Source organism: Mycetocola miduiensis (assembly GCF_900115155.1).
GTDB classification, from domain to species: Bacteria; Actinomycetota; Actinomycetes; order Actinomycetales; family Microbacteriaceae; genus Mycetocola_A; species Mycetocola_A miduiensis.
In genome coordinates, this window is record NZ_FOVM01000002.1 from 103970 (window position 1) to 124804 (window position 20835).

21 protein-coding genes and 1 tRNA gene are annotated in these 20835 nt (G+C 65.0%); 15 read left to right on the forward strand and 7 right to left on the reverse strand.

The window, feature by feature from the left end:
- Positions 1-18 precede the first annotated feature (18 nt).
- Positions 19-1416, reverse strand: a complete 1398-nt coding sequence (locus tag BM197_RS04225; RefSeq protein ID WP_090709128.1) for a TrkH family potassium uptake protein — start codon at positions 1414-1416, stop codon at positions 19-21.
- Between the two features lie 214 nt (positions 1417-1630).
- On the opposite strand from BM197_RS04225, the gene BM197_RS04230 reads away from it, so the two are divergent.
- The gene (locus BM197_RS04230) at positions 1631-1837 is read left to right on the forward strand and encodes a hypothetical protein (protein WP_090709130.1); all 207 of its coding nucleotides are present in this window, start codon (positions 1631-1633) and stop codon (positions 1835-1837) included.
- A 289-nt stretch (positions 1838-2126) separates the two neighbouring features.
- Here BM197_RS04230 and BM197_RS04235 read toward each other — a convergent pair whose 3' ends face one another.
- Positions 2127-2552, reverse strand: coding sequence for a cupin domain-containing protein (locus BM197_RS04235; protein WP_143094988.1), 426 nt, complete (start codon positions 2550-2552; stop codon positions 2127-2129).
- 35 nt (positions 2553-2587) lie between these two features.
- On the opposite strand from BM197_RS04235, the gene BM197_RS04240 reads away from it, so the two are divergent.
- The 3 genes from BM197_RS04240 to BM197_RS04250 all read left to right on the forward strand — a co-directional run bounded on the left by BM197_RS04240 (position 2588) and on the right by BM197_RS04250 (position 4585).
- Positions 2588-2662, forward strand: a tRNA-Glu gene (locus BM197_RS04240).
- A 124-nt stretch (positions 2663-2786) separates the two neighbouring features.
- Positions 2787-3533: an NUDIX hydrolase gene (locus BM197_RS04245; RefSeq protein WP_143094989.1), complete on the forward strand. Its 747-nt coding sequence runs from the start codon at positions 2787-2789 to the stop codon at positions 3531-3533.
- A 254-nt stretch (positions 3534-3787) separates the two neighbouring features.
- Complete coding sequence (locus tag BM197_RS04250; RefSeq protein WP_090709669.1) at positions 3788-4585, forward strand: HNH endonuclease family protein; 798 nt, start codon at positions 3788-3790, stop codon at positions 4583-4585.
- Positions 4586-4624: 39 nt separating this feature from the next.
- Here BM197_RS04250 and BM197_RS04255 read toward each other — a convergent pair whose 3' ends face one another.
- Complete coding sequence (locus BM197_RS04255) at positions 4625-5209, reverse strand: dihydrofolate reductase family protein (RefSeq protein ID WP_090709135.1); 585 nt, start codon at positions 5207-5209, stop codon at positions 4625-4627.
- Positions 5210-5344: 135 nt separating this feature from the next.
- Here BM197_RS04255 and BM197_RS04260 point away from each other — a divergent pair, with 135 nt between their 5' ends.
- Positions 5345-6730 carry a glucose-6-phosphate dehydrogenase gene (locus BM197_RS04260; protein WP_090709137.1) on the forward strand — a complete coding sequence of 462 codons (1386 nt, stop codon included), beginning with the start codon at positions 5345-5347 and terminating at the stop codon, positions 6728-6730.
- Between the two features lie 165 nt (positions 6731-6895).
- Here the strand turns inward: BM197_RS04260 and BM197_RS04265 are convergent, their stop codons facing one another.
- Both BM197_RS04265 and BM197_RS04270 read right to left on the reverse strand, forming a co-directional pair.
- Entirely contained in the window at positions 6896-7474 is a 579-nt protein-coding gene (locus BM197_RS04265; RefSeq protein ID WP_143094990.1) for a hypothetical protein, read from the reverse strand.
- 147 nt (positions 7475-7621) lie between these two features.
- A complete protein-coding gene (locus BM197_RS04270) occupies positions 7622-7855 on the reverse strand; it encodes a hypothetical protein (protein ID WP_090709141.1) in 234 nt (77 codons plus the stop codon).
- Between the two features lie 167 nt (positions 7856-8022).
- Between BM197_RS04270 and BM197_RS04275 the strand changes: the two genes are divergently transcribed.
- The 9 genes from BM197_RS04275 (at position 8023) to serA (ending at position 18136) form a co-directional block, all read left to right on the forward strand.
- Complete coding sequence (locus tag BM197_RS04275; RefSeq protein WP_245762379.1) at positions 8023-9528, forward strand: alpha,alpha-trehalose-phosphate synthase (UDP-forming); 1506 nt, start codon at positions 8023-8025, stop codon at positions 9526-9528.
- Complete coding sequence (gene otsB, locus BM197_RS04280) at positions 9525-10307, forward strand: trehalose-phosphatase (RefSeq protein WP_090709142.1); 783 nt, start codon at positions 9525-9527, stop codon at positions 10305-10307. The genes BM197_RS04275 and otsB overlap by 4 nt, the downstream gene beginning before the upstream one ends.
- 35 nt (positions 10308-10342) lie before the next feature.
- Positions 10343-12037, forward strand: a complete 1695-nt coding sequence (ilvD, locus tag BM197_RS04285) for a dihydroxy-acid dehydratase (RefSeq protein WP_090709144.1) — start codon at positions 10343-10345, stop codon at positions 12035-12037.
- A gap of 48 nt (positions 12038-12085) precedes the next feature.
- Entirely contained in the window at positions 12086-13894 is a 1809-nt protein-coding gene (locus tag BM197_RS04290) for an acetolactate synthase large subunit (RefSeq protein ID WP_090709146.1), read from the forward strand.
- Positions 13895-13896: 2 nt separating this feature from the next.
- Entirely contained in the window at positions 13897-14406 is a 510-nt protein-coding gene (gene ilvN / locus BM197_RS04295) for an acetolactate synthase small subunit (protein ID WP_090709148.1), read from the forward strand.
- A 63-nt stretch (positions 14407-14469) separates the two neighbouring features.
- Positions 14470-15498, forward strand: a complete 1029-nt coding sequence (gene ilvC, locus BM197_RS04300; RefSeq protein ID WP_090709150.1) for a ketol-acid reductoisomerase — start codon at positions 14470-14472, stop codon at positions 15496-15498.
- 104 nt (positions 15499-15602) lie between these two features.
- On the forward strand, positions 15603-16067 hold the full coding sequence (locus BM197_RS04305; protein WP_090709152.1) for a hypothetical protein: 465 nt from the start codon (positions 15603-15605) through the stop codon (positions 16065-16067).
- 2 nt (positions 16068-16069) lie between these two features.
- Entirely contained in the window at positions 16070-16426 is a 357-nt protein-coding gene (locus BM197_RS04310; RefSeq protein ID WP_090709154.1) for a hypothetical protein, read from the forward strand.
- Between the two features lie 117 nt (positions 16427-16543).
- Positions 16544-18136, forward strand: coding sequence for a phosphoglycerate dehydrogenase (serA, locus tag BM197_RS04315; protein ID WP_090709156.1), 1593 nt, complete (start codon positions 16544-16546; stop codon positions 18134-18136).
- A gap of 103 nt (positions 18137-18239) precedes the next feature.
- Here the strand turns inward: serA and BM197_RS04320 are convergent, their stop codons facing one another.
- Positions 18240-18488, reverse strand: coding sequence for a DUF6458 family protein (locus BM197_RS04320; protein ID WP_090709158.1), 249 nt, complete (start codon positions 18486-18488; stop codon positions 18240-18242).
- A 76-nt stretch (positions 18489-18564) separates the two neighbouring features.
- On the reverse strand, positions 18565-19170 hold the full coding sequence (locus BM197_RS04325) for a TetR/AcrR family transcriptional regulator (RefSeq protein ID WP_245762381.1): 606 nt from the start codon (positions 19168-19170) through the stop codon (positions 18565-18567).
- A 70-nt stretch (positions 19171-19240) separates the two neighbouring features.
- Here BM197_RS04325 and BM197_RS04330 point away from each other — a divergent pair, with 70 nt between their 5' ends.
- Positions 19241-20770 carry an MFS transporter gene (locus BM197_RS04330; RefSeq protein ID WP_090709160.1) on the forward strand — a complete coding sequence of 510 codons (1530 nt, stop codon included), beginning with the start codon at positions 19241-19243 and terminating at the stop codon, positions 20768-20770.
- The last annotated feature ends 65 nt before the right edge of the window (positions 20771-20835 follow it).

A 20835-nucleotide genomic window follows, 5' to 3' on the forward strand; every position in this document is an offset into this window, starting at 1 on the left:
ATCACCGGCACCGAACCTTCAACCGATGATGGGACTCTCATTCGGGAAGCGGTACAGCTGACGACGTTGGCGGATCGACAGCGCCGCCGCGAGGCTGATCGGTCCGATCCGACCTGCGAACATCAGAGCTGAGAGGACGTACTTGCCGAATGGAGGTAGTTCCTCGCTGAGGCCGACGCTGAGTCCGCACGTGGCGAAGGCTGAGATCACCTCGAAAAGGATTCGATCGAGCGGTTCCCTGCTGACGGCCATGAGTAGTCCCGTTGCGACGAGAATCAGCGTGGCAGCGAGGAACAGGACGCTGATGGCAACTCGAAGCGCCCCCTCGGTGATGGTGCGTCCGAAAGTCCGAACATCCGAGTCTCCCCGTACCTCCGCGAGAATCGCAAGGAATAGCACAGCGATGGTCGTGACCTTGATGCCACCCGCGGTGGATGCCGAACCGCCGCCCGCGAACATCAGTGCGTCGGTTGCGAGCAACGTCACCGGGCTTGACGCGCTCGGATCCACGATGCTGAAGCCACCCGAGCGCATCATCGTCGAGGCGAAGACCGCATGGAAGACTTTCTCTCCAACGTCCATGTCGCCGATTGTGGAGCTGTTGGACCATTCGAAGATGGCCCAGATCACAGCACCGGCGATCAGCAAAATCGTTGTGACCAGCAGTGTCAGTTTGGTGTGGACGGTCCATTTGCGGAACTCGAACTTGGTGGCCATGAGCACCATGAAAACGGGAAAGCCCAAGCTGCCAATGAATACCCCCACCATGATCGGAACGAGAATCCACAGGTTGTCTGCGAAGCCGTTCAACCCATCCGGGTGGGAAACGAAGCCAGCATTGTTGAACGAGGAGACGGCATAGAAGATTCCGTGCCAGAGCCCGGCTGTCCAGGACTTGTCGGCGACTATGAAACTTGGGACGAGAAGAACGGCGAGCGCGAGCTCTACCGCGAGCGTCGTCAGGACGACGGTCCTCAGGAGGCTTCCGACTTCGCCCAGCTTTCCGGTACTGATTCCCTGCTGGGCAAGCAGCTTGCTACGGACCCCAAGTTGCCGCGTCACGGCCCGGGCTAGAAGAGAGGCCATTGTCACGATGCCGAGCCCGCCGACTTGGATGCCGAGGAGGATGACGACCTGTCCAAAGAAAGACCAGTGTTCGGCAGTGTTCACCGTGACGAGGCCCGTCACAGTCACTGCGGAGAACGCGGTGAAGAGTGAGTCATGTAATGGCGTCGCTTGGCCGTCTGCCGCCGAGAGCGGGAGACTGAGCAGAAGGGTGAAGGTGAGTGCAACAAGCGCAAAGACCACGAGCGCCAGGCGGGCGGGCGAGCTTCTTGCCACCGAGTCGACGAGCTTCCGCGGGTCTCGCCAGATCGACCGACGTGCGGACTTCTGGCTGGTGGGGGAGATCGTCATGGTGGCCTGCCCTCTGCAGTGAACGGGTTCATATACATCTGATCGATCGATCGATCGATCGAACGCCGACCAGGCTTCGCGGCACACCGGCACACAGTCTATACAGGTGGACTTCAGCACCACGAGCCTTCCGTGGTGTGATCCCGTGCCGATGGAACCCCCACGTCTACAGTCAGCCCAGTCCGCACCACTCCACGACGTTTAGGCTTTCGGGGTGATCGAACTCGATCTACCCGTTCTCACATTCGCGGCAATCGGGTTGACTGCCCTTGCTGCCGCGCCCCTGCCCCGTTTTCTGCGGCGTCTGCCGATATCGACCCCGATGGTGTTCCTCGCCGCGGGCATTCCCGGATTCGCGTTGCTCCCCGAGCTGCCCGACCATGACCCAATCACGCACATCAGATTGCGTTACATCTCATAGAAGTCTGCGGCATCATTTCAATGTCAGGTGCTGGTTTAGCGATCAACCGGCCCGTGGGGTGGAGACGAGGGTCGACAACCTGGCGACTGCTCGCCATGACCATGCCGCCGCTGTCGGTGTCACCAACCGCAACGGCTTTAGAACACCCACAAATTCACCAACCTCGCATCGGGTGCGACGCTCCGGGCTGCAAACGCGCATCCCAGACTGCTCATCTGGGGTCTCGTCGTAGCAGTCGCCCCCGTGGGAAAACTAACGGAAATTGCCGACGCGCCCGCCACCTTCTTCCTCAGCCGGCGGCTTCCATGTTCTTTGTCACGGCGTCCAGAGTTCGCTGGAGTTCCTCTGTGGGGCTGAACTCGACGATCTCGGTTCCGGCGTAGAGGACGGGGGTGTGACCGGGAGGGACGTAGTAGGCGTCGCCGGTCTCGAATGTTTCCTCGCCAGAGGCGGTCTTGAAGGTCACTTTGCCAGCCAAAACATACCCCCAATGGGCTGACTGGCATCGGTCGTCCGGCAAGCCCTTGAAGAACTCTGCGAGGTCGGCATCTGCGGTGTATTTTTTGAAGGCAACGGTGTAGCCCCCGTCGAAATTCTCCAGATGGCCCTCATAGCCCTCCATTTCAACGGTCTCTGAAGCGCTATTTCTCGATGTTTCAGGCTCCTCCAGCAGGGCCCAGACTGCCCCGTAGCAGCCTAGGTATGTTGGGGTCAACAATCCCACAAATCGCAGTCGATACGGGGGAGCGGGCACTTCTCGTCAATTGGCAAAGCAACTGTCTCTCAATCAGTGGGTTCCGGGTTCAAGTCCCGGGGGGTGCACCACAAGCCCCGGTCATTCTCATGGCCGGGGTTTTCTGCGTTCCCTGCCCTTCGTTCGCTTACCGCCTCCAGCGGGCGGGGTGGCCGCGGGCAGGTGGCACAGCGCTATTGTGAACCAGGGAATCCCGTGAACCAGGGAAGCCAGGAGTCGAGGGAGAACGCGATGGCGCGTGAAGGCATCCCACCGACGGGGGAAACCCCCGGCTATCGGGTGGCGGCGACCGTCCTGCTGCTGCGCGACACCGATGAGGGACCCGAAGTTCTGCTGCTGCAGCGGCCGCGCGGAGGCGGTTCGTTTTCAGGAGCATGGGTGTTCCCCGGCGGAGCGGTCGACCCCGAGGACCGCGCATTCACCACGGGTGAACTCGACGAGGAGGCCTCTGCCCGGCGCGCGGCCCTGCGGGAGGTGCGCGAGGAAACGTCGCTGGAGGTTTCACCGGATGCGCTCGTGAGCGCCGCCTGCTGGTTACCGCCGTCCATTGCACCGAAGCCATACCGCACCTGGTTCTATGCGGCACGGGCGCCGGAGGGAAACATCGTCCTCTCGCCGCACGAGGCGGTCGCACACGAATGGTTGCGGCCTGCCGAGGCGCTCCACCGGCACGCGGAGGGCACATTCGAGCTGGTCCCGCCGACCTGGGTGATGCTGCACCGGATCGCTTCGGATGCCACGGTCGAGGCGACTCTCGTTCGCGCCGCCGCCGACGCTGAGCAATTCGACACCCACGCGAATGTGTCGGCCGCCGGCCTGGTGTTCCTCTGGCCAGGAGACATCGCCTATGACGACGACGCCCTGCTCGAGACAGAAGGGGCACGGCACCGCCTCGACGCCCGGGTCACTCCCTGGGTGTACACGCGCACAACGGACGGCTGATTGGGCGACGGATGTTCCGATGCGCGCGTGTCGACCCGTTATGGGGCACGTGGCGCGGATGAACCTCGATAGCGTGGAATCACTATGCCCGCACTCGTTTCGGGTGCAATGAACCGGGGGACCAGTTGACCGACGAAACACAGCGACCGTTCAGCGCGCCGAACGCTCGTCCTGACCGGTCTTCTGCAGCGACGTCGACGCGGTTCAGGTCAACCCTGAAGACGTGGATCGTCGCGGGTCTCGTTGGCGTTGTCATGCTCAGTGCTACGGTCGCCGCTGCGGGCGCGGCCAACAGCGAGCAACCGACAATCGCGGTGCAGGCGACCGCCACCCCCAGCGCAGTAGCGGCGCCTCACCCGAGCCAGCCGTCAGACCTCGCCGACGACGCACCGGCCGAGCCTACGGCAGCGGTTCCGCGGTCGGAGGAGGCGCCGGTGGATGGCAGCGACACCACCGCGACCGGCACCACCGTGCTCGCACTCCTCGCGACGATCCCAGTGAAGGGCAAGGCTCCAAAGACGGGATACGAGCGGACCGGGATGTTCGGCTCGGCGTGGCTCGACGTCGACCGCAACGGATGCGACACCCGCAATGACATCCTCGCACGCGACCTGACGGCTGTCGTCACGTCGGGGACGTGCAAGGTGATGAGCGGAAACCTCGTTTCACCATTCACCGCAGAATCCATCTCATTTGTGCGTGGTCAGGACACGTCAGCTCTCGTGCAGATCGATCACGTCGTCTCTCTTTCCAACGCGTGGCAGACCGGCGCCCAACAGCTCACGCGGGCGCAGCGCGAAACTCTCGCCAACGACCCGATCAACCTCCTGGCCGTTGACGGTGGCTCCAACGCCCAGAAGGGTGACGGGGACACCGCCACTTGGCTGCCCGCCAACAAGGCATTCCGCTGCGGGTACGTCACCCGTCAGGTCTCGGTGAAGGCAACATACGGTCTCTGGGTTACGCCGGCGGAGCGGGATGCAATGGCCCGAGTGCTGAGCTCATGCCCAGGTGAGATCGCCCTCACCTCCTCATTCACTCCGCGGGGATAAGCGGCTCACGATCAGCAGCGCAATTCTTCGCGTGCCCGCTCAGATCGCCCGCACCCGGTAGCGCAGGTGAAGCACCCGGTTGCCCTGGATCACCTCGTCAGGATCCTCCAACAGGTGCTGTGCGTCGACCGATCCGAAGTAACGCTCGCCGGACCCGAATATGACGGGGACGACGTCCATGCGCACCTCGTCGACCAGGCCGGCGGCAAGCACCTGGCCCCCAACCTCGCCAGCGGCCACCTCGACGATGCGGTCACCGGCAAGCTCCTGAGCCTTGGCCATCGCTGCCTCGATGCCGTCGGCGAAGTGAAACGGAGCCTCGGGGTCCCAGTCCTCGGGCGCCGGCCGGTGTGTCACAACGACCACGTGGTCGATCCCGCTCGGAGGCTTCCCGTCCCAGCCGTCCGTCATGTCGAAGACGTGGCGGCCGACGACTGTCGTCCCGATCTGGTCCCAGTACGCGCGGGTGTAGTCGAAGGACGCTTGCGACACTTTCAACTCGCCGCTCTCGTCCAACGGCACGTCACCACCCCGCAACCAGTCGAACAGCGGTCCGGGCTGGTCGTTCTCGTCTGCGATGAAGCCGTCTACGGACACTGAGCTGTACATGACCACCTTGCCCACGACGCCCTCCTCTGCTTAGGGGTGCCCGCAATATTAGCCGCGAGCTGTCGTGCTTGTAAGTGTCGGAAGTGCCGCTCCAGCGCAAGGGGTACTTGTCTTCGCGCGGAAGGCACACCCCTGGCGTATGGTCGGAGAATGACGCGGCCGAAGACAACTCTGTTCCTGCTCGGCGGGGGAGGCGACCTCTCCTCGAGGCTGCTGCTTCCCGCGCTCGGGCAACTCCTCACCAGCCAGCAGGACCGTAGCGTCAAGCTCGTAGGCGTCGGTGTCCATGAGCTGACAGATTCCGCCTGGCGCGACATCGTGACGTCCTCTTTCGCGACCGTGGACGCATCCGGCGACGCCGTCGATCTCCTTCTGGAGACCACCGTGTTCCGCCGCGTCGACGTAACCGATGCTGCCGCACTGGAGAAGCTGCTCGCTGAATCAGTCGGAAAACCCGCCCTGTATTTCGCACTGCCGCCTGCAGTCACCGTCAAAGCGTGCGCGGCTCTCGAGCACGTGAACCTTCCCGAGGGAACGGTTCTGGCTCTCGAGAAGCCGTTCGGCACCGACGCCGACAGTGCCGCCGCGCTCAACCGCCTGCTGGCACGGCTTGTGCCCGAAAACCAGATCCACCGCGTCGACCATTTCCTCGGCCGGTCAACGGTCATGAACCTCCTCGGCCTGCGGTTCGCTAACCGCATCTTCGAACCGCTGTGGAGCGCCGAGCACATCGACCGGGTCGACATCGTCTACGACGAACAGCTGGGGCTGGAGAAACGAGCCGGGTACTACGACAAAGCGGGTGCGCTCGTCGACATGATCCAGAGCCACCTCCTCCAGGTGCTCGCGCTTTTCGCCATGGAACCGCCGTCGACTCTCGACGCCGTGGACCTCCGTGACGCCAAAGGGATCGTACTCCGTGCCACCCGGCCCTGGGGAGGTGACGCCGCCTCGGCGAGCCGGCGCGCCCGCTACACCGCGGGCACCGTCGACGGCCGCGAGTACCCGGCGTACGTCGACGAGGAGGGGGTCGATCCGGCCCGCAACACCGAGACCCTCGCCGAAGTCACCGTCGAGGTTGACACCTGGCGCTGGTCGGGGGTTCCGTTCACCCTTCGGTCGGGTAAGGCCCTGGGGGAGCGCCGCCGCGAGATCGTCGTGCGGTTCAAACCCGCCAATCGCGTTCCCGCTGGCTTCACGGGCAGCACCGACCCCGCCGTGCTGCGGTTGTTCCTCGCCCCGGACCAGATGGCGCTGTCGATCAACATCAACGGAGCCGGCGACCCCTACGAACTGGAACGGACGACGTTCCAAGCGGTGTTCGATCCCGGGAAGTTCGGTGCATACGGCGAAGTGCTCGAAGGTATCCTCGACGACGACCCGGCGCTTTCGGTGCGGGGGGACACCGCCGAGCAGTGCTGGCGAATCGTCGAACCGTTCCTCGACGCCTGGCGGAAGGGTGCTGTAGCGCTCGACGAATACCCGGCCGGGTCCGCCGGCCCCGCCGGATGGGAGCCGATCGGAGTGGCGAACTAGCTGCTGGCATCCGTTCCGGTGACGCCAAATCGCCGAATACGGCGCTTTCCGGGGAGTTGGCGTCACGGGAACCGTCGTGCGGGGTGCACCAGCTCCGAGCTGTCACTACCCGATCGGCGACGAGCCGAGGCGAAGGCTCAGCTCTGATTACTCAGCTCTGATAGCTCAGGAGACGCGAGTGCCGTTCCAGCGCTTCTTCGCGCGGGACACCGTCGGGGTGACGATCTCGTGGTTCACGTGGGACGGGTCGTGGTGCTGGGGGTCGGCCCACACGGCGACGGTGTTCAGCTCGAACATGACGTGCTCGACGGGGGTGAGCGCGCGCGACGGGGCGACGGCATCCTCCGGTGCGTCGAAGACCGACGGGTCGACATCGCCGGCGCCTGACTTCAGCGCTGACGGCACCGTCGTAACAGTGATCGTTTGCACGAGGTCGGCCGTAGCGGCAGCCGCAGCGGCAGTTGCTGTGTCGGCTGCATCTGCGGTGACGGTTGCCCGGGTTCCGACGATCGCGGCAGTGAGTTCCCTGGCCAGCGAGAAAGCGGCCATCTCGTGGAAGAACGCATCGGTGTCTGCGTCGGTGCGACGCACGAGCGTCCAGTCGCCATGGGCACCCATGTGCGCATCGAGCCGCGCCCGGAGCTTCTCGACGAGTTCTTCCTCCGATAGCTGGATCCCGGGCGTTGGTGTCGGCGCCACGGGGGCGACGGCTACTGGTGCGCGATGACGACGGCGACCAAACATGTCCGGTGCTCCCTGCTACTGGCTGTGGTGATCTTTCCAGTGTGGGGGCGGCTCTGAAAAGTAGCGCCCTGACACGCCGGATCGCGGGGGACCGGCTGAAGAAATGCCGGGTGGAAGCCGTGTTTCGGCCTCCTGGCGACCGTTCCGTCAGATCTTTCCGTCTTTGCGGCGCTTCAGCTTGCTCTTGCCGCCGTGAGCTTCGACCTCTTTCTGGTCGGTGCGCTCCGATACGGCCGCGAACGCGTTGGCGACCGTGACGAGCCATCCGATCCAGAGCAGGGCGAGCCGCCAGTCCCGCGGGGCATTCTTACTGGTTTTGATCAGCGTGACCGCGCCCGCGAAGGCACTGATGACAGTGAAGTTCAGAACATATTTGCGCATGCGGATGCACCTCCAAGTCCTCCGACGCTAGCGGTAACCCTTCGATAGGTCCAACCCATCGCGCGGCGGGGTGGATTTGTGCGATGGGGCTTCCGCCATGGCCCGGCTGATAGCCTGTGAGGCCACCCGAAAGGGGCGGAACGACAACGGTCGAGGGGACAAATCACGTGACCACACCCAATTCAGGAGAGACATACGACTTCGTCGTGGTGGCCAACCGGCTCCCCGTCGACAGTGTTACCCAGCCCGACGGTTCCGTCGGCTGGAGGATGTCTCCTGGTGGTCTCGTCGCGGCGCTCGAGCCGCTGATGAAGGCCTCTGACGGCGCCTGGGTGGGCTGGCCTGGGGCCCCTGATGTCGAACTGGCACCGTTTGAACACGAAGGCATCCGCATGGTGCCGATCGCGTTGAACGCCGGCGAGATCGAGAACTACTACGAGGGCTTCTCCAACGACACGTTGTGGCCGCTGTATCACGACGTCATCGCGCAGCCGAGTTACCACCGGGAATGGTGGGAGACCTACGTCGACGTGAACCGTCGCTTTGCCGACGCCACCGCCCGGATCGCCGACATCGGTGCCACGGTCTGGGTTCATGACTACCAGCTGCAGCTCGTGCCAGGCATGCTGCGCGAGGCACGCCCCGACCTGACCATCGGGTTCTTCAACCACATCCCGTTCCCTGCATACGGGATCTTCTCGCAGCTTCCCTGGCGGCAGCAGATCATCTCCGGGCTGCTTGGGGCCGACGTCATCGGGTTCCAGCGGGTGGCGGACGCCGGCAACTTCGCCCGGGCCGTGCGGCGGTTGTTTGGCTACGAGACCAAAGGAACCCGGATCTGGGTCCCTGTCGGTGACTCGTCCGACGCCGACACGGGGACCCGTTCGCACGTGCGGGGTGCGCCCGTGCGTCGGGTCGTCGCCCGTGCCTTCCCGATCTCCATTGACGCGACGAGTTACATCGAGCTCGCGAAAGACCCGGCGATCCAGGCACGGGCGCGACAGATCCGTGAGGAACTCGGCAATCCGAAGACCATCATGCTGGGCGTTGACCGGCTTGACTACACCAAGGGAATCGGGCATCGGCTCAAGGCGTTCGGTGAGCTTCTCGCCGACGGCCGCCTCACCGTCGACGATGTGACCCTCGTGCAGGTTGCCAGCCCGAGCCGCGAGCGCGTGGCGAGCTACATGCAGCTCCGCGACGAAATCGAACTCACCGTAGGACGGATCAACGGTGACTACGGCTCCATCGGGCACACCGCGATCAACTACCTTCACCAGGGCTATCCGCGCGAGGAGATGGTCGCTCTCTACCTCGCCGCAGACATCATGCTCGTCACTGCGCTCCGCGACGGGATGAACCTCGTCGCCAAGGAGTACGTCGCCACTCGCGCCGACCTCGGCGGTGTCCTCGTCCTCAGCGAGTTCGCCGGCGCGTCCGACGATCTGCGCCAGGCGCTCCTCATCAACCCGCACGACATTGAAGGGGTGAAGGATGCGATTATGCAGGCCATCGAGATGCCTCAGTCCGAAGGCCGCCGCCGGATGCGGGCGCTTCGCAAACGTGTGATCGAAAACGACGTCGTGAAGTGGTCGCGCGTCTTCCTCGATGAACTCCAGAACTCCACCACCGTGCATCCGGTTTCGCACGAGCACCCGGACGCCCGCACATGAGCGCAATCAATAAGGAATTGAACGCCGCACTGGAACGGCTTGCCGAGTCAGAGCACCTTCTCGTGGCACTGGACTTCGACGGAACCCTCGCGCCGTTCGTCGACCGCCCGGAGGAGGCCCGCACCCTGCCTGCGGCCAGGCTCGCCATCGAACGGCTGCTCGAGGTGTCGCACACCACGGTGGCTTTCGTGTCAGGTCGGGCAGTGGACAGCCTCGAGCTCGTGACCGAGAACCTTCCCGGTGTGCTCCTTGTTGGCTCGCACGGGGCGGAGTACCGTTTCGACGGCGTCGACGCGCACCCTCCGCTTGACGAGCAGGACACCGGCCGGCTGCACGCGCTGACCGCCGGGTTCTCCGGGTTCTCGGATGCCCATCCCGGCGCGCGGATCGAACGAAAACCTGCCGGATTCGCCGTGCACACCCGCGGTCTCGACCCTGAAGCCGCTTTCCTGGCCAACGATGAGGCGCGCAGGATCGTCGCAGACGTGTGCCCGGATGCCACAGTGCGTGACGGCAAGGACGTCCTCGAGTTCTCGGTTCTCGACGCCACGAAGGGCGACGCTATCGTTCACCTGCGCGACTACACCGGTGCAACGGCCGTGCTGTACGCCGGGGACGACGTCACCGATGAGGACGCCTTCGCGGTGCTCGGTGAACCGGACCTCGCGCTGAAAAGTGGTGAGGGGCCAACGATCGCGCCGTTCCGCGTGCATTCCCCGGCCGAAGTCGCCGAGGTCCTCGACAGCCTGGGGAGGCTCCGCGCAGCGACCGGTCGATGAAAATCGGGGCATGCTCGAGGTTCTAGACTCGAACCATGTCAGAGATCGACCTGAAACCTCGCAGCCGAGCAGTCACAGACGGAATCGAAGCCACTACATCCCGCGGAATGCTCCGCGCGGTTGGAATGGGCGACGCGGACTGGGACAAGCCCCAGATCGGCATTGCGTCCAGCTGGAACGAGATCACCCCGTGCAACCTCTCGCTTGACCGGCTCGCGCAGGGCGCCAAGGAAGGCGTCCATTCCGGTGGCGGATATCCGCTGCAGTTCGGAACGATCTCCGTCTCGGACGGCATCTCGATGGGCCACGAAGGCATGCACTTCTCGCTCGTCTCGCGCGAGGTCATCGCCGACTCCGTCGAAACCGTCGTGATGGCCGAGCGTCTGGACGGAACCGTCCTCCTCGCCGGTTGTGACAAGTCGCTGCCTGGCATGCTCATGGCCGCGGCACGCCTCGACCTGGCGTCGGTGTTCCTCTACGCGGGTTCGATCGCGCCCGGTTGGGTGAAGCTCAGCGACGGCACCGAGAAGGATGTAACGATCATCGACGCCTTCGAAGCCGTCGGCGCCTGCAAGGCAGGAACGATGAGCGAAGAAGACCTCAAGCGCATCGAGTGCGCCATCGCGCCCGGCGAAGGCGCCTGCGGCGGCATGTACACGGCCAACACCATGGCATCCGTCGCCGAAGCACTCGGTATGAGCCTGCCCGGCTCTGCTGCTCCGCCCTCGGCCGACCGACGCCGCGACTACTTCGCCCACCGCTCAGGTGAGGCCGTCGTGAACATGCTGCGTCTCGGCATCACCGCGCGCGACATCCTGACGAAGGAGGCGTTCGAGAACGCCATCGCCGTCGCCATGGCGTTCGGTGGTTCCACCAACGTCGTCCTGCACCTGCTGGCGATCGCCCGCGAGGCCGAGGTCGACCTGACGCTCGACGACTTCAACCGGATCGGTGACAAGGTCCCGCACATCGGTGACCTCAAGCCGTTCGGTAAGTACGTCATGAACGACGTCGATCGCCACGGGGGAGTGCCCGTCGTGATGAAGGCGCTGCTCGACGCCGGACTGCTCCATGGAGACGCCCTCACCGTCACCGGCAAGACGGTCGCCGAGAACCTCGCCGACCTCAACCCGATGCCGCTCGACGGCACGGTCATCCGCACCCTCGACAACCCGATCCACGCCACCGGCGGCATCACCGTGCTCCACGGCAGCTTCGCTCCCGAGGGCGCCGTCGTGAAGACCGCCGGCTTCGACGCCGACATCTTCGAAGGCCCCGCTCGCGTGTTCGAACGGGAGCGCGCAGCGATGGATGCCCTCACCGACGGCCACATCTCGGCCGGCGACGTCATCGTGATCCGTTACGAGGGCCCGAAGGGCGGCCCAGGCATGCGCGAGATGCTCGCCATCACCGCCGCCATCAAGGGCGCAGGGCTCGGAAAAGATGTACTACTATTGACGGACGGTCGATTCTCAGGCGGCACAACCGGCCTCTGCATCGGCCACATAGCACCCGAAGCGGTGGACGCCGGTCCCATTGCCTTCGTGCGCGATGGTGATCTGATACGGGTCGATATCGCAGCTCGGTCGCTCGACCTACTTGTCGACGAAGAAGAGTTGGCCGCCCGCCGCGACGGTTGGGCACCGCTTCCCCCGCGCTACACCCGTGGAGTTCTCGCAAAATACGCCAAGCTTGTGCACTCCGCTGCGGAGGGCGCGATCACGGGGTAGTTTTGCGCCTCATTTTCAGATCCAACCATCGATAAGGGAATCCATACGATGCCTGCGGAACCTCGCACTGCCATATCGCCCGCTGATCTCAAGGCCGCCCACAGCGGCACTGAGACAATGAGCGGCGCATCAGCTGTCGTCCGAACGCTCGAGCTCCTCGGTATCACCGATGTCTTCGGCCTGCCCGGTGGCGCCATCCTGCCGGTCTACGACCCGCTGATGGACACCTCCACCATCCGTCACATCCTCGTTCGGCACGAACAGGGAGCCGGCCACGCGGCCGAGGGCTACGCAGCATCCACCGGCAAGGTTGGCGTCGCCATCGCAACCTCCGGCCCCGGAGCGACCAACCTCGTCACCGCGATCATGGACGCGCACATGGACTCGGTGCCGCTGCTCGCGATCACCGGACAGGTGTTCTCGAACCTCATGGGAACCGACGCGTTCCAGGAGGCGGACATCGTCGGCATCACGATGCCGATCACGAAGCACTCTTTCCTCGTGACCGACGCCAACGACATCCCGTCCACCATCGCCGCGGCGTACCACATCGCGTCGACCGGCCGACCGGGCCCCGTGCTCGTTGACATCACGAAGGACGCACAGCAGCAGGAGGCCCCGTTCGTCTGGCCGCCAAAGATCGACCTGCCCGGTTACCGCCCGGTGACCAAAGCGCACGGCAAGCAGATCCTGGCGGCAGCGCAGCTGCTCGTCGAGGCGAAGAAGCCGGTGCTCTACGTCGGCGGCGGTGTCATCCGCGCCAAGGCGTCGGCCGAGCTGCTCGAGCTGGCAGAGCTCATCGGCGCGCCCGTGGTCACCACGCTGATGGCCCGTGGCGCGTTCCCCGATTCGCACCAGCAGCACCTCGGTATGCCCGGCATGCACGGGACCGTTCCTGCAGTGCTTGCGTTGCAGGAATCAGACCTGATCGTGTCGCTGGGCGCGCGGTTCGATGACCGGGTCACCGGCAAGACCGCGTTGTTCGCCCCGAACGCGAAGATCGTCCATGTCGACGTCGACCCCGCTGAGATCTCGAAAATCCGCACGGCAGACGTCCCCATCGTCGGCGATGCCAAGGACGTCATCGCCGACCTCACTGCCGCCCTGCGCACCGCGCTTGCTGAGACCCAGCCAGACACCGAAGCGTGGTGGACGTACCTGAACGGGCTCCGCGAGGAGTTCCCGCTCGGCTACACGGCGCCGACCGATGGCCTCCTCGCGCCGCAGTACGTCATCCAGCGGATCGGCGAGCTGACGGGGCCTGAGGGCATCTACGCCGCCGGCGTCGGGCAGCACCAGATGTGGGCTGCGCAGTTCATCAAGTACGAGCGTCCCAACTCCTGGCTGAACTCAGGCGGGGCCGGCACGATGGGCTACTCGGTGCCTGCAGCGATGGGCGCCAAGGTCGCCGAACCCGACCGCGTGGTCTGGGCGATCGATGGTGACGGATGCTTCCAGATGACGAATCAGGAACTCGCCACCTGCGCGATCAACAAGATCCCGATCAAGGTCGCTGTGATCAACAACTCCTCACTGGGCATGGTCCGCCAGTGGCAGACGCTGTTCTACGACGGCCGGTACTCGAACACCGACCTGAACACCGGGCACGACACCGTCCGGATCCCTGACTTCCTGAAGCTCGCCGACGCGTACGGATGCCTCGGCATCCGCGTGACGAAAGAGGAAGAGGTCGACGCCGCCATTCAGCTCGCACTGGAAACGAATGACCGCCCCGTGGTCATCGACTTCGTCGTGAGCGCGGATGCAATGGTGTGGCCGATGGTTCCGCAGGGAGTCAGCAACAGCTATGTCCAGTACGCCAAAGACCACAGCCCGTCGTTCGATGAGGAGGCCTGAGCATGAGTAGACACGTCTTGAGCCTGCTTGTCGAGAACAAGCCGGGGCTTCTCACCCGCGTCGCCGGTCTCTTCGCCCGGCGTGGTTTCAACATTGAGTCCCTCGCCGTCGGCACGAGCGAAGTCCCCGGCCTCAGCCGGATCACCGTCGTGGTGACCGTCGAAGGTCTCCCGCTCGAGCAGATCACCAAGCAGCTGAACAAGCTCGTCAACGTGATCAAGATCGTCGAACTCGACCTCGACCAGTCCGTCCAGCGTGAGCACCTGCTCATCAAGGTGCGGGTCGATAACACCACCAGGTCACAGGTGCTCGAAGCCGTCACCCTGTTCCGTGCGCGCGTCGTCGACGTGTCGACGGATGCCGTCGTCATCGAGGTTACGGGTGATTCCGGCAAGACCAACGCCCTCCTCAAGGTCCTCGAGCCGTACGGCATCAAGGAGATGGCGCAGTCAGGCCTGCTCGCCATCGGCCGGGGCTCCAAATCCATCACCGACCGCGTATTCAAGAACTAAACGGGCGACCGCCGGTGCTCCCGGCATCCGCCCACCAACCTCACCACCAAGGAGAAACAACAATTGTCTGAGATTTTCTACGACGCAGATGCCGACCTCTCGATCATCCAGGGTAAGAAGGTCGCCGTCGTCGGTTACGGCTCGCAGGGCCACGCACACGCCTTGAACCTCCGCGACTCGGGTGTCGACGTCGTCATCGGCCTCAAGGAGGGCTCGAAGTCGATCGCGAAGGCTGAAGAGCAGGGCTTCACCGTGAAGAACGTCGCCGACGCCGCCGCATGGGCAGACGTCATCGTCATCCTCGCGCCCGACCAGTTCCAGCGCACCATCTACGCAGAGTCCATCAAGGACCAGCTCTCCGAGGGCAAGGCACTCGTCTTCGGCCACGGCTTCAACATCCGCTTCGGCTACATCGAGGCTCCCGAGGGCGTCGACGTTCTCATGGTCGCCCCCAAGGGCCCCGGACACACCGTCCGTCGCGAGTACGAGGCCGGCCGTGGAGTTCCGGTCATCGTCGCTGTCGAGAAGGACGCATCGGGCAACGCCTGGCCGCTGACCCTCAGCTACGCCAAGGCGATCGGCGGCCTCCGCGCCGGCGGAATCAAGACCACGTTCACCGAAGAGACCGAAACCGATCTGTTCGGCGAGCAGGCTGTGCTCTGCGGTGGCGCTTCGCAGCTCGTCCAGTACGGTTTCGAGGTCCTCACCGAAGCCGGGTACCAGCCGCAGGTCGCGTACTTCGAGGTTCTGCACGAGCTCAAGCTCATCGTCGACCTCATGTGGGAGGGCGGCATCGCCAAGCAGCGCTGGAGCGTCTCCGACACCGCCGAGTACGGTGACTACGTCTCCGGCCCGCGCGTCATCGACCCGAACGTCAAGGAGAACATGAAGGCCGTTCTCGCCGACATCCAGTCCGGTGCGTTCGCGAAGCGTTTCATCGACGACCAGGACGCAGGAGCACCCGAGTTCCTCGAACTTCGCGCCAAGGGCGAGGCTCACCCGATCGAGGAGACCGGCCGCGAACTGCGCAAGCTCTTCGCCTGGAACGCCTCGAACGACGACGACTACACCGACGGTTCGGTCGCCCGCTAGTCTCACCCAGCACACACGAACGGCTCCCGCCTCTGGTGGGGGCCGTTCGTCGTTCGGTCGGATGCCGTTTCGCCGTCGTTGGGGCTCGCGGGTACGCTGGCAGCATGAGTTCCGATCCGTCCGACGATGAGGCGCTGACCTGGGCGGGTGACCCAGAGCCGGTCGAAGCACCCGTGCGGAAGACTCGCGACGGAGCCGAGCCCGCCGTCGCGAGCGGATGGAAGGTGGTCGGCAAACCCGGGCGCGTCGCGACGGCCCCGGCGGACCACCGCTCAGGGCAGTTGAGTTCGGTCGCCCTCGTGACGTACGGCATCCTCGCGGGGATCTACCTGCTGTACACGATCGGCTGGCTCATTGCCGCCCAGAGCGCCACAGGCGCGCCGGCCGACATCGTCGGGGGAGCGATGTTCACGGTCGGGCTCTGGTTCGCCGTGCTCTCGTCCGCGCTCTGGATCGCCGCCACATTCTGGGTGACCCGCGAATCGGCGAGCGTCCGCGCGCGGCTGATCGCCCTCGCCGTCGGAGCCCTCGTCCTCATCCCGTGGCCCTTTCTCGTCGGAGCGAACTGACCATGAGCACATCTTCGGTACCGAAGACCCGCGTCGCCCCGACTCCGGCCTGGCTTGCGCTGTCCCTCGCTGTCGTCTTCGGGCTCCTCTTCGCCTTCGACGTCTGGGAGGCGGTCGGCAACCTCGTCGGGGTGAGCGTCGTGGCGTCCGGGCTGGAAACGACGATCAACCCGGTCGGCTGGGTGATTCTCGTCCTCGGCGTCCTCCTGCCGATCGCCGTGTTCGCGCTGGCCTACTGGCTCGGTCGGCGCCGGAACCCGCTCGCGCAGGTGCTTCTCTACCTTGCCGGGCTCGGCACGGTCGCCGCTGTGTCGCTGAGCCTGCTTGCGCTGTTTGGCATCGGGTCCGTTCTGTCCTGACCGCCCTGACGGGAACAGTGCTGACGTAACACGGTCCGCGCGTCGGATAAAGTTGGAGCACGTGCGTCCCGACGGCTGCGACGCCCGGCCTCCCCGTTGCAAGCAAAGGATGTCCCTGTGTCAAAACCGGTCGTACTGATCGCCGAAGAGCTTTCCCCAGCAACAGTCGACGCCCTCGGGCCCGATTTCGACATCCGCCAGGTTGACGGCACCGATCGGCCGGCTCTGCTCAGCGCGCTTGCCGACGCCCACGCCATCCTCGTGCGGTCGGCGACGCAGGTGGATGCCGAAGCCCTCGCTGCGGCCCCGCAGTTGAAGGTCATCGCCCGTGCAGGCGTCGGACTCGACAACGTCGACATCAAGGCAGCGACCGCCGCCGGTGTCATGGTGGTGAACGCCCCGACGTCGAATATCATCTCTGCCGCCGAACTGACGGTCGGCCACATCCTCAGCCTTGCCCGTCACATCCCGCAGGCGCACAACGCGCTCGCGCAGGGGCAGTGGAAGCGTTCCAAGTACACCGGCACCGAACTCTACGAGAAGACCATCGGCATCATCGGGCTCGGGCGTATCGGGGCGCTGATCACCGCCCGACTGCAGGCTTTCGGTACCACGGTCGTCGCGTACGACCCGTACGTCACCAGCGCTCGTGCACAGCAGCTCGGTGTGCAGCTCGTCACCCTCGACGAGCTTCTCGAGCGGTCGGACTTCATCAGCATCCACATGCCGAAGACCCCTGAGACGACCGGCATGATCAGTACCGAGCAACTCGCGCTCATGAAGCCGACCGCCTACATCGTCAACGTCGCGCGAGGTGGCCTCATCGACGAGGATGCCCTGCACGAAGCGTTGATCACCGGAACCATCGCCGGCGCCGGGCTTGATGTCTTCGTCTCGGAGCCCCCGACGAACGACGCCCTGCTCGGCCTGCCGAACATCATCGTCACCCCGCACCTCGGCGCGTCGACCGACGAAGCGCAGGAGAAAGCAGGCGTCTCGGTCGCCCGCTCCGTGCGGCTTGCGCTCGGCGGCGAACTCGTTCCTGACGCGGTCAACGTCGCCGGCGGCGTTATCGACCCTTACGTCCGCCCCGGCATCCCGCTCGTGGAGAAGCTCGGGCAGATCTTCGCCGCCCTCGCGTCGTCACCGCTCACGAGCGTGGACGTCGAAGTGCACGGTGAACTGAGCGACTACGACGTCAGCGTGCTCAAGCTCGCCGCGCTCAAGGGCATCTTCACCAACATCGTCAGCGAGACCGTGTCGTACGTCAACGCGCCGCTTCTCGCTGAGCAGCGGGGCATCGTTGTGCGGCTTCTGACGGATGCCGAGAGCGAGGAGTACCGCAACATCATCACCCTGCGCGGCGCGCTCAGCGACGGCTCGCAGATCTCGGTGTCCGGCACCCTGACCGGCACCAAGCAGATCGAAAAGCTCGTCGAGATCAACGGCTACGACGTCGAGGTTCCGATCGCGCAGCACCACATCGTCATGCTGTACACCGACCGCCCGGGAATCGTCGCCGTCTATGGTCGCCGTTTCGGTGAGGCGTCGATAAACATCGCCGGGATGCAGGTGGCGCGGCGTGCCGCGGGCGGCCAGGCCCTCAGTGTGCTGACCGTCGACTCGCCGGTGCCCGATGCAATCCTCGATGCCGTGCGGTCGGACATCGACGCGAGCGTCCTGCGGGCGATCGAGATCACCGAGCAGTAAATACCGAGCAGTAATCACTGCAGTAATCAACTGGGCACTGACGGCCCACTAACGAAAAGGGCCACCGCGATATGCGGTGGCCCTTCTCGTTCGCGCTTGTGGCTTACAGCGTGTCGTCGCGCTCAGTCGTGTTCACGCGGGATCCGGTCGCCGGGTCGACGTCGGTACGCGACGTCGCCACGGTGCGGCGTTTGCGCGTGAGAAGCGCGATACCGATGATGATGACGATGAGCCCGGCGCCCATCAGGATGTAGCCGATCAGGTCGAGGTTGATGACATCGACGCTCACGTTGACTGCAAACGTGAGAATCGCCCCGACGGCGAGAAGAAAGATTCCCAAACCAATACTCATGGTGATTGCTCCCTTTCTGGTGCTGGTGGGATCACACTAGGGGCATCCAACCGTCTCCGGCTAGGGACGCGGCCGTTCAGCCCGCATCGGGGTCGCCGTGTGCTATGGTGCTGAGCCGCTCGACCATGTCGATGAGCTTCTGAAGGCCTTCGTCCGAGACATCGGCCGGGTCGGGGGCACCCATCCCCATCAGTGCGGAGTTGTAATAGAGCCCGTCGCTGATCAGGAGGATCGCTCGCGCGGCGACCGGATCACCGACCGCCTCGATGACGACATCGAGCCACAGCGTACGAATCGCCGCAAGTATCTCACTGGCGCGCGGATCCGACGTCTGGGCCAGGCGAGCGGCAGCGATGAGGGCGCGGTCGAGTTCGGTGCCGGCATTCACCGAAGTGCGGATGAAGTAGTCGACAACGCCTGCCGGTGCGGAGCGCATGACCGACACATCCACTTCGGCGAGGTCCCGGAGTCGCTTGAGGAAACCACCGGCGAGGCCGTCCTTTGAGCCGAAGTGATAGAGCAGTCCGCCCTTCGAGACGCCCGCGCGAGCGGCGACGGCGTCCAGCGTCGCCCCGCGCTCACCCGATTCGATGAGGAGGTCTTCGTAGGCCACGAGGATGCGGTCGCGGGTGGAACCGCGATGCGGCATCCGCTGGTCAGAGACGTCAGGGGCAGAGCTCATGTTGTCTACTATACCGTCCAGTCGGTATAGTGAAGCTTCCCCTGATCTTCTATCGCCCGCAAGGACTCTCATGACTGCGCCCACTCTCGCCCACAGCCCGGAGCACCCGTCGGTGCGCGTCGGTCGCCGCGGGTGGGTAGCGCTGGCCGTTCTCATGCTGCCGGTGCTTCTGGTCTCAGTTGACAACACGGTGCTCAACTTCGCCCTGCCCGCGATCTCGGAGTCCCTTACACCCAGCGGAACAGCACTGCTGTGGATGATCGACATTTACCCGCTCGTGCTGGCCGGGCTGCTCGTCTCGATGGGCAGCCTCGGCGACCGGATCGGCCGCAAGAAGCTGCTGCTCATCGGCTCCGCCGGGTTCGGGCTGGTGTCGATCGGTGCCGCATTTGCGCCCACGATCGAACTGCTTATCGGGGCCCGCGCCGCACTCGGCTTCTTCGGCGCCATGCTCATGCCATCGACGCTCTCGCTGATCCGCAGCATCTTCCGCGACCGCAGCCAGCGCCGCCTGGCCATCGCGGTCTGGGCCAGCGGATTCGCTGCAGGCAGCGCCCTCGGGCCCATCATCGGCGGCGTCCTGCTCGAGCACCTCTGGTGGGGATCCGTCTTCCTCATCGCCGTTCCCGTGCTCCTTCCGCTGTTTTTCCTCGCCCCGTTCCTCGTGCCCGAATCCCGTGACCCCGCCCCTGGCCGGCTGGACCTCGCCAGCATCACCCTGTCGCTCGTGACGATGCTGCCCATCGTCTACGGCATCAAGCACATGGCGACGGAGGGCCCCGACCTTCTCGGATGCGCCGCCATCGTCATCGGTGTCGCGGCCGGCATTCTGTTCGTGCGGCGGCAGTCGCGGCTCGAAACCCCGATGCTCGACATGGCGCTGTTCCACAAGCCAGCCTTCAGTGGAGCCGTCCTGATCAACCTGCTCAGCGTCGTCGCCCTGGTCGGCGGGCTGTTCTTCGTGTCGCAGCACCTGCAACTGGTTCTCGGTCTGTCGCCGCTTAACGCCGGCCTCATCCTTGTCCCCGGGCTGATCACCATGATCCTCGCCGGGCTCCTCGTCGTCCCGGTGGCGGCGCGGGTGCGTCCCTCCATCGTCGTCCCCGCCGCCCTCGCACTCTCCGCGGTGGGCTACGGTGCGATCGGGCTCCTCGGCGGCGCCGTCGACGCTGTGGCGATCGCGATCTGCTTCGTGCTGCTCGGGCTCGGAATCGGTGCCGCTGAAACGGTGTCGAATGACCTCATCCTCGCCAACGCGCCCGTCGAGAAGGCCGGCGCGGCATCCGCTGTCTCTGAAACCGCGTACGAGCTGGGCGCTGTCCTCGGCACCGCCACGCTCGGCACGATCCTCACCGCCTCATACCGGAACGCCGTCGTGCTGCCCGATGGGCTCAGCGCCGCCCAGCAGAGCGCAGCCTCCGAAACGCTCGGGGGAGCGGTGCACGTGGCCGGAGAACTGCCGCCGGATGCCGCCGGCGCGCTTCTCGAGTCCGCCCGCCTCGCGTTCGACAGCGGTGTAGGGATCTCCGCGTGGCTCGGCTGTGGCCTCATCGTTGCCGCGGCGACCGTCGCACTCGTCTCACTCCGCCACGTGCGATGAGCCGCACGGCGCGGCGATAGGCTGGAGCGGTCGGAAATTCCCCTCGGTTCCAGGATGGAGCGTAC

Excerpts from the sequence above, each read along its gene's own strand:
- BM197_RS04225 (WP_090709128.1), bottom strand. The coding sequence starts at position 1,416 with ATGACGATCTCCCCCACCAGCCAGAAGTCCGCACGTCGGTCGATCTGG.
- BM197_RS04250 (WP_090709669.1), top strand. The coding sequence starts at position 3,788 with ATGCTCAGTGCTACGGTCGCCGCTGCGGGCGCGGCCAACAGCGAGCAA.
- BM197_RS04260 (WP_090709137.1), top strand. The coding sequence starts at position 5,345 with ATGACGCGGCCGAAGACAACTCTGTTCCTGCTCGGCGGGGGAGGCGAC.
- BM197_RS04265 (WP_143094990.1), bottom strand. The coding sequence starts at position 7,474 with ATGTTTGGTCGCCGTCGTCATCGCGCACCAGTAGCCGTCGCCCCCGTG.
- BM197_RS04270 (WP_090709141.1), bottom strand. The coding sequence starts at position 7,855 with ATGCGCAAATATGTTCTGAACTTCACTGTCATCAGTGCCTTCGCGGGC.
- otsB (WP_090709142.1), top strand. The coding sequence starts at position 9,525 with ATGAGCGCAATCAATAAGGAATTGAACGCCGCACTGGAACGGCTTGCC.
- ilvD (WP_090709144.1), top strand. The coding sequence starts at position 10,343 with ATGTCAGAGATCGACCTGAAACCTCGCAGCCGAGCAGTCACAGACGGA.
- BM197_RS04290 (WP_090709146.1), top strand. The coding sequence starts at position 12,086 with ATGCCTGCGGAACCTCGCACTGCCATATCGCCCGCTGATCTCAAGGCC.
- ilvN (WP_090709148.1), top strand. The coding sequence starts at position 13,897 with ATGAGTAGACACGTCTTGAGCCTGCTTGTCGAGAACAAGCCGGGGCTT.
- BM197_RS04305 (WP_090709152.1), top strand. The coding sequence starts at position 15,603 with ATGAGTTCCGATCCGTCCGACGATGAGGCGCTGACCTGGGCGGGTGAC.
- BM197_RS04310 (WP_090709154.1), top strand. The coding sequence starts at position 16,070 with ATGAGCACATCTTCGGTACCGAAGACCCGCGTCGCCCCGACTCCGGCC.
- BM197_RS04320 (WP_090709158.1), bottom strand. The coding sequence starts at position 18,488 with ATGAGTATTGGTTTGGGAATCTTTCTTCTCGCCGTCGGGGCGATTCTC.
- BM197_RS04325 (WP_245762381.1), bottom strand. The coding sequence starts at position 19,170 with ATGAGCTCTGCCCCTGACGTCTCTGACCAGCGGATGCCGCATCGCGGT.
- BM197_RS04330 (WP_090709160.1), top strand. The coding sequence starts at position 19,241 with ATGACTGCGCCCACTCTCGCCCACAGCCCGGAGCACCCGTCGGTGCGC.